The organism is Pseudomonas sp. CBS, from assembly GCF_024734645.1.
GTDB lineage: Bacteria > Pseudomonadota > Gammaproteobacteria > Pseudomonadales > Pseudomonadaceae > Aquipseudomonas.
Genome location: NZ_CP102929.1, coordinates 5,802,918 through 5,816,987 on the forward strand (window position 1 = coordinate 5,802,918; position 14,070 = coordinate 5,816,987).

10 protein-coding genes are annotated in these 14,070 nt (G+C 61.9%); all 10 read right to left on the minus strand.

Translation table 11 applies throughout. The features are described from left to right. The 10 genes from pdeM to NVB75_RS26470 all read right to left on the minus strand — a co-directional run bounded on the left by pdeM (position 1) and on the right by NVB75_RS26470 (position 13,838). Complete coding sequence (gene pdeM, locus NVB75_RS26425; protein WP_258344015.1) at positions 1-657, minus strand: ligase-associated DNA damage response endonuclease PdeM; 657 nt, start codon at positions 655-657, stop codon at positions 1-3. Then, positions 657-3,134, minus strand: coding sequence for a ligase-associated DNA damage response DEXH box helicase (locus tag NVB75_RS26430; protein ID WP_258344016.1), 2,478 nt, complete (start codon positions 3,132-3,134; stop codon positions 657-659). The genes pdeM and NVB75_RS26430 overlap by 1 nt, the downstream gene beginning before the upstream one ends. Before the next feature lie 894 nt (positions 3,135-4,028). Continuing rightward, the gene (locus NVB75_RS26435) at positions 4,029-4,793 is read right to left on the minus strand and encodes an ABC transporter ATP-binding protein (RefSeq protein ID WP_258344017.1); all 765 of its coding nucleotides are present in this window, start codon (positions 4,791-4,793) and stop codon (positions 4,029-4,031) included. A gap of 13 nt (positions 4,794-4,806) precedes the next feature. Next, entirely contained in the window at positions 4,807-5,925 is a 1,119-nt protein-coding gene (locus NVB75_RS26440; protein ID WP_258344018.1) for a succinylglutamate desuccinylase/aspartoacylase family protein, read from the minus strand. A gap of 9 nt (positions 5,926-5,934) precedes the next feature. After that, positions 5,935-6,645, minus strand: a complete 711-nt coding sequence (locus tag NVB75_RS26445; RefSeq protein WP_003209532.1) for an ABC transporter permease — start codon at positions 6,643-6,645, stop codon at positions 5,935-5,937. Beyond that, the gene (locus tag NVB75_RS26450; RefSeq protein ID WP_258344019.1) at positions 6,642-7,370 is read right to left on the minus strand and encodes an ABC transporter permease; all 729 of its coding nucleotides are present in this window, start codon (positions 7,368-7,370) and stop codon (positions 6,642-6,644) included. The genes NVB75_RS26445 and NVB75_RS26450 overlap by 4 nt, the downstream gene beginning before the upstream one ends. 57 nt (positions 7,371-7,427) lie before the next feature. Further along, on the minus strand, positions 7,428-8,207 hold the full coding sequence (locus NVB75_RS26455) for a transporter substrate-binding domain-containing protein (protein ID WP_258344020.1): 780 nt from the start codon (positions 8,205-8,207) through the stop codon (positions 7,428-7,430). Positions 8,208-8,527: 320 nt separating this feature from the next. Beyond that, a complete protein-coding gene (locus NVB75_RS26460) occupies positions 8,528-10,162 on the minus strand; it encodes an ATP-dependent DNA ligase (RefSeq protein ID WP_258344021.1) in 1,635 nt (544 codons plus the stop codon). Further along, positions 10,159-11,163 (minus strand): ligase-associated DNA damage response exonuclease, encoded by a 1,005-nt coding sequence (locus NVB75_RS26465; protein ID WP_258344022.1) that lies wholly within the window; start codon positions 11,161-11,163, stop codon positions 10,159-10,161. Before NVB75_RS26465 ends, NVB75_RS26460 begins: the two co-directional genes overlap by 4 nt. Positions 11,164-11,396: 233 nt before the next feature. Beyond that, a complete protein-coding gene (locus NVB75_RS26470; RefSeq protein ID WP_258344023.1) occupies positions 11,397-13,838 on the minus strand; it encodes a penicillin acylase family protein in 2,442 nt (813 codons plus the stop codon). Positions 13,839-14,070 lie beyond the last annotated feature (232 nt).

Sequence of the window (14,070 nt, forward strand, 5' to 3'; positions counted from 1 at the left end):
TCAACGCACTGGCCATACTTCATGGTCTCCGATCACGAAGATCCGGCTGCCTTCTTCCTGGGTCACTGAATAACCTCCGGTAAATGCGCCAAACGCCGGCAACAGGCTGACTTGGTTGCCGAGCAGGAAGCAAGGCAGGCGCAAGCTTTGCCGGCCCTTGCCCCGCAGGCGATACACCGGGTGCACGTGCCCGGCCAGCACATGATGGCTGGCATGGGCGTCGGGCTCGTGCTGCAACGCAAACGGCCCCATCAGCAGGGGTTCGGTCACCACTTCAATGTTCAGATCACCTGGCGGGTCGCCAGCGCGTTTGTCGTGGTTGCCGCGAATCAGCGTGAGCGCCACGCCTGTATGACGCTCACGCCACGCTCTAAGGGCGTTCAGGGTGCCGCTGGCGTGAGAGCCGGGCCCGTGGAGAAAGTCGCCGAGAAAAATCACCTGCGCGCCGGGGAAAGCCGCCAACAGTCGGTCCAGGCGCTGCAGGTTGTCTGTCGTCGTGCCCTGGGGCACTGGCTGGCCCAGGCTGCGATAGGCCGATGCCTTGCCAAAATGCGCGTCGGCGATCAACAGGCTGCGCGTGGCCGGCCAGTACACGGCCTTGTCGGCCAGCAACCACAGCTCTTCCTCTGCCAGATGTATCGGGTAATGAGCGGGCATCAGGGCTTCCCGTTATCGGCGACTTTTTCCAGATCCTTGACCATCCGCGCAATCCGCTCCGAGAGTTTTTCCGAGCTCAGGCTTTCCCGAAAGCGTTCCACCAGCAGCGGAAAGGCCAGTGGTGTAGGCCGTTTGATTCGATGCAGGTCCAGTTTCAACGCCGACAAGTGCCGCAATGTCTCTTCCAGCCGACGAATATCCAACTCTTCCCGCAGGACTTCTTCCCCGGCCTGGGTCAGCAGCAGGTTCTGCGGGTCATATTGCTTGAACACTTCAAAAAACAAGCCGCTGGAAGCCTGAACCTGACGCGTACTTTTCGGCGCACCGGGATAGCCGGCAAACACCAGCCCGGCGATCCGCGCGATCTCGCGAAAGCGCCGCAGGGCCAGCTCACCGGCGTTCAGGCTCGCTACCACGTCATCCAGCAGATGACCCGCACTCAGCAACTCCCCGCTTAATAACTCAGGCCAATCCACCTCGGTCGCGCTCAGCAACTCCAGGCCGTAGTCATTCACCGCAATCGAGAATGTCACCGCCTGCTGCCGACTGACCCGCCAGGCCAGCAGGCTCGCCAGCCCCAGGTGCACCTGGCGCCCGGCGAACGGATACAGGAACAGATGCCAGCCTTCCCGGGACTTGAGGGCCTCGGCCAGCAAATGCTCGCGGGTTGGCAGCCCGGACCAGCGCAACTGGGTGTCCAGCAACGGTTGCACCGCCTGCATCTCCGGGCCGAGGAATTGACCGTGGGCGGCGGCATCAAAGCGCTCGACCACCGCTTGGGCCAGCTCGTTGGAAAGCGGCATGCGCCCGCCGTTCCAGCGCGGTACGGCAGCCTTTTTCGCGGTGCTGCGCCGTACGTAGGCAGTCATGTTTTCTACTCGTACCAACTCCAGCAAGCGCCCGGCGAACAGGAAACCATCTCCCGGCTTCAGCCGTGCAATAAAACCTTCCTCGACACTGCCCAGGGTCTTGCCACCGCCGCCTTTGCTCCAGAATTTCAGCTGGATGCTGGCGTCGCTGACGATGGTGCCCACGCTCATGCGATGGCGCCGCGCCAGTCGTGCGTCGGGGACGCGCCAGATGCCGTGTTCGTCCGGCTCGACCCGCCGGTAATCCGGGTAGGCCGTCAGGGACAGCCCACCATGACGCACGAAACCCAGGGCCCAGGCCCAATCTGCGTCGCTCAGGTCACGATAGGCCCAGGCAGTACGAACTTCCTCCAGTAGCTCATCGGGCACAAAGCCGCCGCCCAGCGCCATGCTTACCAGATGCTGCACGAGCACATCCAAAGGCTTGTGAGGCGACTGCCGGGCTTCGATACGCCGTTCAGCGATAGCGTCCTGCGCGGCGGCGGCTTCCACCAGCTCCAGGCTGTGGGTCGGCACCAGCGTGACCCGCGACGGCCTGCCTGGCGCATGGCCGGAACGTCCGGCGCGCTGCATCAGGCGCGCCACGCCCTTGGCCGAGCCAATCTGCAGTACCCGTTCCACCGGCAGGAAATCCACCCCCAGGTCGAGGCTCGACGTACACACCACGGCCTTCAGTTGCCCATCCTTCAAGGCCCGTTCCACCCAATCCCGGGTTTCCCGGGACAGCGAGCCGTGGTGCAGGGCAATCACTCCGGCCCAATCGGGGCGAGCGTCGAGCAGGGCCTGGTACCAGATTTCCGATTGTGCTCGTGTGTTGGTGAACACCAGGCAACTGCTGCTGGCATCGACCTCGGCTACCACCTGCGGGAGCATTTTCAGGCCGATATGGCCGGCCCATGGGAAACGCTCGATAACCGGTGGCAACAGGGTGTCCACCCGCAATTTCTTGGTCGTCTGACCCTGCACGTTGATCCCGCCGCCTTGTGGGATCAACACCTCCAGTGCGTGGGCCTGATTACCCAGGGTTGCGGAAATGCCCCACACGATCAGCTCCGGGTGCCATTGCCGCAGGCGGGCGAGGGCCAGTTGCAGTTGCACGCCGCGTTTGTTGCCGATCAGTTCGTGCCATTCGTCCACGACTACCATGCGCAGGTGCGACAGGCTGGTCTGGCTGTCGGCACGGGCCAGCATCAGCGTGAGGCTTTCCGGGGTGGTGATCAGGGTGGTGGGCAGGCGGCGGCTTTGGCGGGCGCGTTCGCTGCTGCTGGTGTCGCCGGTGCGCAGGCCGACGGTCCAGGGGATGTTCAGGGATTCCAGCGGGGCTTCAAGGGCTCGGGCGGTGTCTGCGGCCAGGGCGCGCATTGGGGTGATCCACAGGACTGTCAGCGGTTCGGCTGGGGCTTTGCGTTTGCGGGGGGTGGTTTCGGTGATGGCGAAGCGGTTGAGGGCGGCGAACCACAAGGCGTAGGTTTTGCCGGCGCCGGTGCTGGCGTGGAGCAGTCCCGACTGGGCTTCCTTGACGGCGTTCCATACGTCTTTTTGGAAGGCGAACGGTTTCCAGTTTTTGGCGGTGAACCAGTCTTTGGCGAAATTGCGGGATTTGGCCATGCTTGGGGCTCTGGGGGTGTAATTCAGAGACCTGTGGGGTGGGGGAAAGGTTTAACTGCGATTTTTTTGGGGGGGTGTATATCCGTTATTTAGGTAACGGCTGCTTATGGTTCCGCTCTTACAGCGGGTCACTTTTGGCAAACGCCCGGAATGCCGGCCCAGCCAAAAGTAACCAAAAGGTCTTTGCCCCACCACTCGGTGCCTCGCCTAGGCTCGGCATGCCCGCACTCCGGCCCGATTCCGCGGGCCGCCGCGACGGGCCATCCATGGCCCGGCGCGGCTAAATCGGCTTCCCTGCCGATTTACCCGCTCCACCGTGCCTGCTTGCGGCCATCGTGGTTAATGGGGCCCGCAGATCAAGATCAAAAGCACGCAGCCTCGCTGGCGCTCGACAGCTGCTACGGGCGGGGTGGCTCTGCTTTTCTGTGGGAGCGGGCTTGCTCGCGAAAAACCTGAGAGCGCCGCGTTCATTCAGGATGCCCACGTCATCGTTAACGACCTTCGCGAGCAAGCCCGCTCCCACATTTGGACCGTGCCCGCTTTAGCTTTTGATTTTGCTTTTAACACTCAAGCCGGCCGGGAGGCCGCTGTGCTTTTGATCTGCTTTTGATCTTGATCTTAGGCGCCCCGTTAAACCACGCTGGCCGAACGCAGGCTTTGGAGCGTGGGTAACCCGGCAGGACGCCGGGTTAGCCGTCCTGGGCCAGGGATGGCCCATGACGGCGGCCCACGGTCCAAAGCCGGAGTGAGGGCACACCGAGCCCAGGCGAGGTGCCGAGTGGTGGGGCAAGAGCGTTTTGCTTACTTTTGCGCTCTTCAAAAGTGAGCCGCTGTAAGAGCGGAACCGTCAGCGGCCATCACCCAAATAACGGATATACACCCCACCCCGACCGGCTACTTCAAATTCCCACTCAAAAACTGCTGCAACCGTTCGCTCTTCGGATTACCCAGCACCTCCTCCGGCGCACCCTGTTCCTCCACCAACCCCTTGTGCAAAAACAGCACCTGGCTCGACACCTTGCGGGCAAAGCTCATCTCATGGGTCACCATGATCATCGTCCGGCCTTCCTCAGCCAACCCCTGGATCACCTTCAACACCTCACCCACCAACTCCGGATCCAGCGCCGAAGTCGGCTCGTCAAACAACATCACCTCCGGCTCCATCGCCAACGCCCGGGCAATCGCTACCCGCTGTTGCTGGCCCCCCGACAAAAACGCCGGATACTGATCCGCCACCCGCGCCGGCAACCCAACCTTGTCCAGATACCGGCGAGCCCGGTCCTCGGCGTCTTTCTTGCTGCAACCCAACACCCGGCGCGGCGCCATGGTGATGTTCTCCAGCACACTCATATGGCTCCACAAGTTGAAATGCTGAAACACCATCGCCAACCGCGTACGCAGGCGCTGCAACTCCGCATCATCCGCCACGCGCATCCCATGGCGGTCACTGACCATACGAATCTGCTGCCCATCCAGCGTCATCGCGCCATCATTGGGCTGCTCAAGAAAATTGATGCAACGCAAAAAGGTGCTTTTGCCCGAGCCACTGGCACCGATCAAACTGATCACATCACCGGTCTTGGCCTTGAGCGAGACTCCTTTGAGCACCTCATTGTCGCCATAGCTTTTATGCAGGCCTTCAACGGTCAATTTGTACATGGGGCGTGCATCCTCAAGGCGAAAGTAGATAGCCACTGCGATAGGCTTCAGTGCCGGCGACATGGGCAATGACCATCCCGGCAGTGGCCATGCGCCGCAGCGAACGGGCGTAAAGCAGGCCGGCATTGCGGCAATGCACCGGCGTTACGCGGTCAGAAATAGGGTCGATGATTTCGGCAATCAGTTGCCCGGCTTCCAGGTATTCGCCGGGCAGCACACTGAATACCAGCAAGCCACCCACCGGTGTGGCCACCGGTTCGACGCCCGCCAGCGGTGTGGCGGGGTAGGGCAAGTCCGGCAACGGTGCAGGGTCGCCGCTGATCGCGCCGAAGTGAATCAGGTAATCGATGATCGCCTGGCAGTCGAGGCTGGCCAGGCCGTGGTTGACGTCGCCCTGGCCGCGCAATTCGACGGTGACGGAAAAGCTGCCCATCGGAATCGGGAAGCGCTCGCCAAAGCGTTGCTGCAATTGCCACCACACCAGCGTGAAACACTCATCGAACGACTGCCCACCGGAATCGGTCGCCAACAGGCTGGCTTCCGAACCGATATAGCGCGCCAACGGCTCCACCCGGGGCCACGCTTCGGGGGTGGTGTACAGGTGCGCCACGGCTTCGAAGTCGCAGTGCAGGTCCAGCACCATGTCGGCATCGCACGCCAGGCGTTGCAGCACCAGGCGCTGGGATTCCAGTTGCGTGGCGGGTGTCTGCGCCGCAAGGGCCAGGGTCAGGGCGTCGCGAATCAGTTCGACGTTGTGCTGTGGATCATCCCCCAGCAGTTCTTCGACCTGATTGCCGACGTCGTCGCTCAGGTCGACAAACAGGCGATTGAAATTCTGTCCGCTTTCCAGCTCATAGCGGCCCAGGGGGATGTCCATCAACACCTGTTCCAGGCCGGTGGGGTTGGCGATGGGCACCAGCACGATCTCGCTGCGCAGGCGGCCGGCCGCGTCCAGTTGTGCCAGGCGCGCCTTGAGGTGCCAGGCCACCAGCATGCCCGGCAATTCGTCAGCGTGCAGCGACGACTGGATGTAGACCTTGCCTTCAGCCTGCTCCGGCCCGAAGTGGAAGCTGTGGATCTGCCGCGCCGTGCCCGGCACCGGCGCCACGAGTGGATGAATCTGATGACGCATGAAGGCTCCTTAGTGGCTGGGGCCGAGAAAGGCCAGCCAGCGACGCTCCGCCAGACGAAACAGACCGACCAGGGCAAAGGTCACGGTCAGGTAGATCAGCGCAGCGATACCGAATGATTGAAAGGTCATGTAGGTGGCCGAGTTGGCGTCCCGGGCGACTTTCAGGATATCCGGGATGGTCGCGGTGAAGGCCACCGTCGTCGAGTGCAGCATCAGGATCACTTCATTACTGTAGTACGGCAGCGAGCGGCGCAGGGCCGACGGCATGATCACGTAGGCATACAGCTTCCAGCCGCTGAGGCCGTAGGCTTTCGCCGCTTCGACTTCGCCGTGGGCCATGCTGCGGATCGCCCCGGCAAAAATCTCCGTGGTGTAGGCGCAGGTGTTGAGGGCGAAGGCGAGAATCGTGCAGTTCATCGCATCACGAAAGAACGCGTCCAGCACCGGCTGCGCGCGAACCGCCGCGATGCTGTAGATCCCGGTGTAGCAAATCAGCAACTGGATATACAGCGGCGTGCCGCGAAACAGGTAGGTGTAGAACTGCACCGGCCAGCGTACCCAGCGGTTGCGCGATACCCGGGCGATGGACAGCGGGATCGACACCAGGAAGCCGATGAAGATCGAAGCACTGAGCAGCCACATGGTCATGGCCAGGCCGGTGATGTGCTGGCCGTCGCTATAAAGGAAGGGGCGCCAGTATTGTTGAATAAGTTCGATCATCGCACTGCCTCCCGGGAGCCTGCGGAGTAGCGCCGTTCCAGGTAGCGCAGGACGAAGTTGGACGCGCTGGTGATCAACAGGTAGATAAACGCAGCGATCACCAGGAAGTAGAACAGTTGATAGGTGCTCTTGCCGGCATCCTGAGCGGCCTTGACCAGGTCCGCCAGGCCGATGATCGACACCAGGGCCGTGGCCTTGAGCATCACCATCCAGTTATTGCCGATGCCCGGCAGGGCGAAGCGCATCATCTGCGGGAAGGTCACGAAGCGAAACCGCTGGCCACGCGTGAGCCCGTACGCCGTGGCGGCTTCCAGTTGGCCACGGGGCACGGCGAGGATCGCGCCGCGAAAGGTCTCGGTGAAATACGCACCGTAGATAAAGCCCAGGGTGATGACCCCGGCGCTGAATGGGTCGATCTCGATGTAGTCCCATTCCATAAAGTCGGTAAAGCCGGTCAGCCAGATTTGCAGGCTGTAGAAAATCAGCAGCATCAGCACCAGGTCGGGCACGCCGCGGATCAAGGTGGTGTAGATCTGTGCGGGAATCCGCAGGAACGGCAGGCTGGAGAGTTTGGCTGTGGCGCCGAGCAAGCCCAGCAACACGCTGACGGCCAGGGAAAACACCGACAACTTGACGGTCATCCAGGTGCCTTGCAGCAACAGCGGGCCGAAACCCTTCAAGCTAAAGGCACTGAGCCCCAGGGTTTGCAAAAGATCTTCGAACATAAATCAGGACCTATGGCGATAAAAAAGCGCCCCTCCAGAGGAAGGGCGCCCCAGGCATTATTTGCCGCTGTACAGGTTCAGATCGCCAAAGTGTTTCTTCTGGATGGTGGCGTAGGTGCCATCATCGTGTAACGCTTTGATACCTTTATCCAACAAGGCCTTGAGGTCTTTGTTACCTTTTTTGATACCGACCGCAGTTTTGGACGGCAGCAGTGGATCGTCGATGGCCTTGCTGACTTCATAACCAGCGCCGGCTGGCGACTTCAAAAAGCCCAGTTCGGCTTGCAACATGTCCTGTACGGAAGCGTCCAGGCGGCCGGATGTCAGGTCGGCGTACACCTGGTCCTGGTTGGCATAGGCCTTGGTGGTGACACCGGCCTTGTCCAGTACGGCCTTGGCGTAGGCTTCCTGGATGGTGCCTTGCTCGTAGCCAACGCTTTTGCCCTTGAGGGACTCAGGCGTGGAGTAGTTCGCGCCCTTTTTGAACACCAGGGAAGTCGGGCCGGAGAACAGCTCGTTGGAGAAGTCGATCGCCTTTTCACGGGCTGTGGTGACCGTCATCGACGAAATTACGCCATCAAACTTGTTGGCGTTGAGGCCTGGAATCATGCCGTCGAAATCACTTTCGACCCACTTGCACTTGACCTTCAGCTCGGCACAGATGGCATTGCCCAGGTCGATATCGAAGCCCACCAGGCTGCCATCAGCGGCTTTTGACTCAAACGGCGCGTAGGACGGATCGACACCAAAACGCAATTCCTTGTATTCCTTGGCCAGCGCGGAACCGGCGGCCATGCACAGAGCCAGTGCAGAAAGGGTCAGCAATGCTTTTTTCATTATGTAATCCCTGGAAACCAAGATAAGCGCTTGTGGCGCGGTTAGGACTGTTACTGAACGGTGTCAGACCGGACTCAAGTAGCAATTTCTGCACCATAGTCCCGAATGGTCGTTTTAAAAGGTGAGATTAAGGAGTTGTGTGGGTAGGAAATGCCCGAAAACGGGCATCGATAAATCTATGCATTATTTTGAGGCGTGTGAAGTTTTCAAATGTGGGAGCGGGCTTGCTCGCGAATGCGGTGGATCAGTCACCAGATGTATTGACCGACACACCGCATTCGCGAGCAAGCCCGCTCCCACATTGATCTGTGGTGTTCGTGTCAGGTGAGTAAATCCTGCAGGGTCGCCAGGTTGTCGGCTTCATCGACGGACTTGTCCTGGCGCCAGCGCAACATCCTCGGGAAACGCACGGCAATTCCGCTCTTGTGGCGCTTGGACAGGGCAATCCCTTCAAACCCCAGTTCAAACACCATGCTCGGCGTCACGCTGCTCACCGGGCCGAATTTCTCCACGGTGGTCTTGCGCACGATGGCGTCGACCTTGCGCATTTCTTCATCGGTCAGCCCCGAATACGCCTTGGCGAAGGGCACCAGCGTGCGTTCGCTGCCGGGCGGGCCGTCCCACACGGCGAAGGTGTAGTCGCTGTACAGGCTGGCGCGCCGGCCATGGCCGCGCTGGGCATAGATCAGCACGGCATCGACACTGAACGGGTCGACTTTCCACTTCCACCACACGCCCATGTCCTTGGTGCGGCCCACGCCGTAGAGCCCATCCCGGCCCTTGAGCATCATGCCTTCCACGCCCAGGCTGCGGGAGGCTTCACGTTGTTCCGCCAAGGCCTGCCAGCTGTTGCCGGTCAGCAACGGCGACGCCCGCAACGTGGGCTGGTCGCAGTCGCTGATCACCTGTTCCAGTTGTGCCCGGCGCTCGGCCTGGGTGTGGTTGCGCCAGTCGTCGCCCTGGTGCTCCAGCAGGTCATACGCCAGCACTGCGACGGGAGCGTCTTCGAGGATTTTCTTGCTCAGGGTTTTACGGCCGATGCGCTGTTGCAGCAGGGCGAAGGGTTGCACCGCGCCCTTCCACACCACGATTTCGCCGTCGATCACCGTGCCATCCGGCAGGCTGTTTTCCAGTTCATGAAGTTCCGGAAAACGGTCGGTGACCAGTTCCTCGCCCCGGGACCAGATCCACAAGCGGCCTTCGCGCTTGACCAGCTGCGCACGAATACCGTCCCACTTCCATTCCACTTGCCAGTCAGCGGGAGAGCCGAGCAGGGCCTCGAATTGCTCCACCGGTTGGGCCAGGCCATGGGCGAGAAAAAACGGATAAGGCTGCCCGCCGCGTTGCGCATGCTCGTCGGACGATTCGGCAGCGATCAGTTTCAAATAGCCTTCGGCGGTCGGACGGTTGGACAGGTCGGTGTAGCCCACCAGGCGCTGGGCCACGCGTTTGCTGTCGAGCCCGGCCATGGCGGCGAGGGCGCGGGTGACGAGCAACTTCGACACGCCCACCCGGAAACTGCCGGTGATCAGCTTGATGCACAGCATCAGGCTGGGTTGATCGAGTTGTGCCCACAGGGCGGGCAGGCGCTCGGCCAATTCTTCTGGTGGCAGGCCACGCAGGGGCAGGAGTTTTTCTTCCAGCCACACCGCCAAGCCGTCGTCCGAGGTGTGGGGCGACTCCGGTAACAGCAGGGAAATAGTTTCCGCCAGGTCGCCTACCGACTGATAACTCTCTTCGAACAACCACGGCTCAATGCCGGCGGCTTCTGTGGCCATGTCCCGCAGCAACCGGGTGGGCACCAGTTGTCGCGGGCGGCCACCAGATAAAAAGTACACCGCCCATGCAGCATCTTCTGCGGGCGCCTGTAGGAAGTAAGCCTGCAAGGCCGCGAGTTTGGCATTGCTGGAAGTGGTTGCGTCGAGATTGGCGTACAGCTCCGCGAAGGCTTTCATGACGCGGCTTCCTCTTCGTCATCGCCGTATTCGGTGGTGAACCCTTGCGCGTCAAGGCCCTTTTCCCGCAGGTGCCGGACCAAGACGCCCACAGAACCGTGGGTGACCATCACTCGTTCAGCACCGGTTTGCTCGATGGCCCACAACAGCCCGGGCCAATCGGCGTGGTCCGAGAGCACAAAGCCGCGATCCACCCCGCGCCGCCGGCGGGTGCCGCGCAGGCGCATCCAGCCGCTGGCGAACGCGTCGCTGTAGTCGCCGAAGCGGCGTATCCAGGTGCTGCCGCCGGCCGAGGGCGGGGCGATGATCAGGGCTTGGCGCAGCAACGGGTCGGTCTTTTTGAAGTCACCGGCGTAGAGGGTTTCGGGGATATAGATGCCAGCTTCGCGGTATACCCGGTTCAGGGGTTCGACCGCGCCATGGCTGAGGATCGGGCCGATGCTGGCGTCAATGCCGTGGAGAATCCGCTGGGCCTTGCCGAAGGAATAACAGAACAACACGCTGGCCTTGCCTGCCGCGATATTGGCCTGCCACCAGTCGTTGATCCCGGCAAAAATCTGCGCCTGGGGCTGCCAGCGGTAGATCGGCAGGCCGAAGGTCGATTCGGTAATAAAGGTATGGCAGCGCACCGGTTCAAACGGCGCGCAGGTGCCGTCGGGCTCGACTTTATAGTCGCCGGAGGCGACCCAGACTTCACCCTGGTATTCCAGGCGTACTTGGGCCGAACCGAGGACATGGCCGGCGGGATGGAAACTCAAGTTGACGCCGTGGTGGCGCAGGGTTTCGCCGTAGGCCAGGGTTTGCAGGTTGATGTCCTGGCCCAGGCGCGAGCGTAGGATGCCTTCGCCGGGAGCGGCGGCCAGATAGTGTTGGTTACCGGTGCGGGCGTGGTCGCCGTGGGCATGGGTAATGACGGAGCGTTCCACCGGGCGCCAGGGGTCGATGTAGAAATCCCCGGCGGGGCAGTAGAGGCCTTCGGGCCGGGCGATAACAAGGTCCATGGGCGTGCCGTGGAAGTGGGCTTGTTAATTATGAGGCGGGGGCGGGTGGAGAAGTTCTATCGGAAATGGATGCGATCAACTGTGGGAGCTGGCTTGCTGTGGTGAGGGGGCTTGTCCCCCGTCGGGTTCACCACAGATTGATGGGGCTGCTTCGCAGCCCAACGCGGGGCAAGCCCGCTCACCACAGCAAGCCAGCTCCCACATTTTGATCCGGTTGAGTCAGAGAAGCCGGGTTATTTACCCGGCACCAACGTCAACCGCGTCTTCCCATACACCCCGTCAAAGTTCTGCGGCTGCATCGGGAAGCTCAGGTATTGCGCCTTCAGCCACGGATCGATGCCATTGGCATAGTTCGGGCTGGCCGGGTTGCCGGATTGGCCGATGCCGCTTTGGCCCATCATGGGTTCCACCTGGCCGAAGTCGACAATCATCCGCAGTGCCGGCACCTGGGTCGTGTCGAAACTCTGGCCCCAGCTATACGGTGCGCTGTTCAGCGTGTTGTGATCGCCGCCCGCTGCCAGTGGGCCGCGAATGCTCTGGCCGCTGGCGTTCTTCCAGGTGTAGCTGTGCAGTTTGCCCCACTGCCAGGCCTTGTGATCGGCGCCCAGTGCGCTATCGCCGGCGGTGATCGCGGCGGCCAGGCTGCGGGCGAGGATCGCCGGCTTGTCGGTTTTCTGCCCGGTGCGGGCGTCATTCCAGAACGGACTGTCTTCGCGCCCCAGCAGGTGGTCGGCCACCGCTGAGTACGACAGGTTGGCGTTGCCGATAAAGGCTTTCCAGGTGGCGCTGTTTTCCGGACCGAGTTCGTCGAGGAAAATCTGCTTGGCGCTTTCCTGCAGGAACAATTCATAAATCGCCGCGTCGGCGGAGGTGGAGGCCAGCCTGCCATCGAAGGCCATCAGGCGCCCCAGGGCTTCCCGCGCCTTGGCCTGGTCTGCCGCCGGCAATGCGTCGATCGCCTGTTTCAGCGGCTGAGCCATGCCTGGCGCCTGGAACATGCTCTTGAGCTTGGCGGCAAACGTGGTGGTCTGGTCGTACTGCATGGCAATCATGCTGCGGCTGTCATGCTTGCCGCTGCCGGCCAGTTGCGCGATACGTTCGGCACGTTCCGGCGCGGCCCACGAGTTGGACAACTGCATGCCGTAGCCACGGGGAATGGTGCGCTGGTTGGCGGTGCCGATCCAGCCCTGGGCCGGGTCCTGATCGTAAGGGTGCAGCATCGCGTCGGCGTAGCCATCCCAGTCGAAACGCCCGTCCCAGCCCGGCGACGGCACCAGGCCTTCGCCTTCACGGCGGTTCGGGAAGCGCCCGGTCACTTGCCAGCCGATGCTGCTGGCGTCGGCGAAGACCATGTTCAAGGCGATTGCGCGAATTTCCCGGGTGGCATCAGACGCTTTACCGGCGGTTTGCGCACGGGACAGGTCGAAGAACGCGTCCAGGCTCTTGTCGTCCTTGAAATCGGCGGTCTGCAACGCCAGACCGTAGCCGTTGGTCAGCGACTGGGCACTGTTGAGCAGTGGCCCGTGGCGGGTTTCGTACACCGCTTCGCGAATCGGCCGCTGGCCCTTGGCGAAGTAGGTTTCGTTGCGCACGATGGCGGGCAGCCATTTGCCGTTGTTTTCGTAGTACAGCGCATTGCCCTGGCGCTTGACCTTCTCCAGGAACACATCCTGAGTGTCACCCGAGACCTGGCTCATGCTCCACGCCACCTTGCCGTTGAAGCCGGAAAGCAGAGTTGGCAGGCCAGCGATCGAAACCCCGGCGGCCTGGTATTTCGGCGAACGGATCTGCACGTAGTTCCACAGCGACGGCGCCTGCATCGAGGTCGACAGGTCATTGGCCAGCAGGCTCTTGTTGCTGCGGCTGCGCTGTGGGCCGATCGCCCAGTTGCTGGAGCTGGAAGTGCCCAGGGTGTTCAAGGTGCCGAGGTGCTCGCTGAGGCTGGTCAACGCGGCAAGGCCCGGGATCTGGCTCAGGTTGATGCCCTTGAGCTTGTCGGATTCGGCCACGGGCAACGGTTCATCCGGGTAGCTTGGGGTCAACCAGGCGAGTTTGTCGGCGCCGACTTTCTGCGCGAGCACCAACGAGGACAACTCTTCCTGCAGGTTGGTCGACTCGCTGAAATTCAGCAGGCAGAACAGCAGCGCCGAATCTTCCGGCTTCCAGTATTCAGGCTTGTAGCCGGTCTGGGCCAAGTCTGGCGGCAGCTTGTCGCGGTAGCGGAACAGGTAGGCGTTGACCCCGCGCGCATACACTTCAAAGAAGCGCTTGAGGCGCGGCGATGAGGCGTTGTACAGCTCGCCGGCGCTCTTGCGCAGATTGACCGCCCGCATGAGTCGGTCGACATCCAGCACTTCCGGCCCGGACATTTCCGCCAGGCGGCCCTGGGCCAACAGGCGCAGGGTGACCATCTGGGTGATGCGGTCGCTGGCGTGCACATAGCCCAGGGTGAACAGCGCATCGTGGAAGGTGCTGCTTTCAATCAGCGGGATGCCCTGGCTGTTGCGGCGCACGGAAACGTTCTGCGCCAGGCCCTTGATGGGCTGCACGCCGGAAACCGGAGGCAGGGTGTCTTGGGTGCTTTGTAACTGGCAACCGGCCAGGCCCAAGGCACTGGCAATGGCCGCGGCAACGCCGAACCGGGGAAGAAAATGTGAGAGGGCTGGCGAGGCCATGGCAAAGCTCCTGCGGGGGGTAGCGTCAGTAAAGGCGCTACGTTAGTGAGCGCGGCGAAACGACGCAAGCGGGAGGCGATGCTTATTTCAGGATTTGCGTAAGGTTTTTAGTCGGGCACAAATCAGTGTGGGAGCGGGCTTGCTCGCGAATGCGGTGTATCAGCTAAAAGAGTTGTGGCTGATCCACCGCATTCGCGAGCAAGCCCGCTCCCACATTTTTGATCCCATTAAC

Coding starts and splice junctions, on each gene's coding strand:
- NVB75_RS26460 (WP_258344021.1), bottom strand. CDS start 10,162: ATGAAAGCCTTCGCGGAGCTGTACGCCAATCTCGACGCAACCACTTCC.
- NVB75_RS26435 (WP_258344017.1), bottom strand. CDS start 4,793: ATGTACAAATTGACCGTTGAAGGCCTGCATAAAAGCTATGGCGACAAT.
- NVB75_RS26450 (WP_258344019.1), bottom strand. CDS start 7,370: ATGTTCGAAGATCTTTTGCAAACCCTGGGGCTCAGTGCCTTTAGCTTG.
- pdeM (WP_258344015.1), bottom strand. CDS start 657: ATGCCCGCTCATTACCCGATACATCTGGCAGAGGAAGAGCTGTGGTTG.
- NVB75_RS26430 (WP_258344016.1), bottom strand. CDS start 3,134: ATGGCCAAATCCCGCAATTTCGCCAAAGACTGGTTCACCGCCAAAAAC.
- NVB75_RS26465 (WP_258344022.1), bottom strand. CDS start 11,163: ATGGACCTTGTTATCGCCCGGCCCGAAGGCCTCTACTGCCCCGCCGGG.
- NVB75_RS26455 (WP_258344020.1), bottom strand. CDS start 8,207: ATGAAAAAAGCATTGCTGACCCTTTCTGCACTGGCTCTGTGCATGGCC.
- NVB75_RS26440 (WP_258344018.1), bottom strand. CDS start 5,925: ATGCGTCATCAGATTCATCCACTCGTGGCGCCGGTGCCGGGCACGGCG.
- NVB75_RS26470 (WP_258344023.1), bottom strand. CDS start 13,838: ATGGCCTCGCCAGCCCTCTCACATTTTCTTCCCCGGTTCGGCGTTGCC.
- NVB75_RS26445 (WP_003209532.1), bottom strand. CDS start 6,645: ATGATCGAACTTATTCAACAATACTGGCGCCCCTTCCTTTATAGCGAC.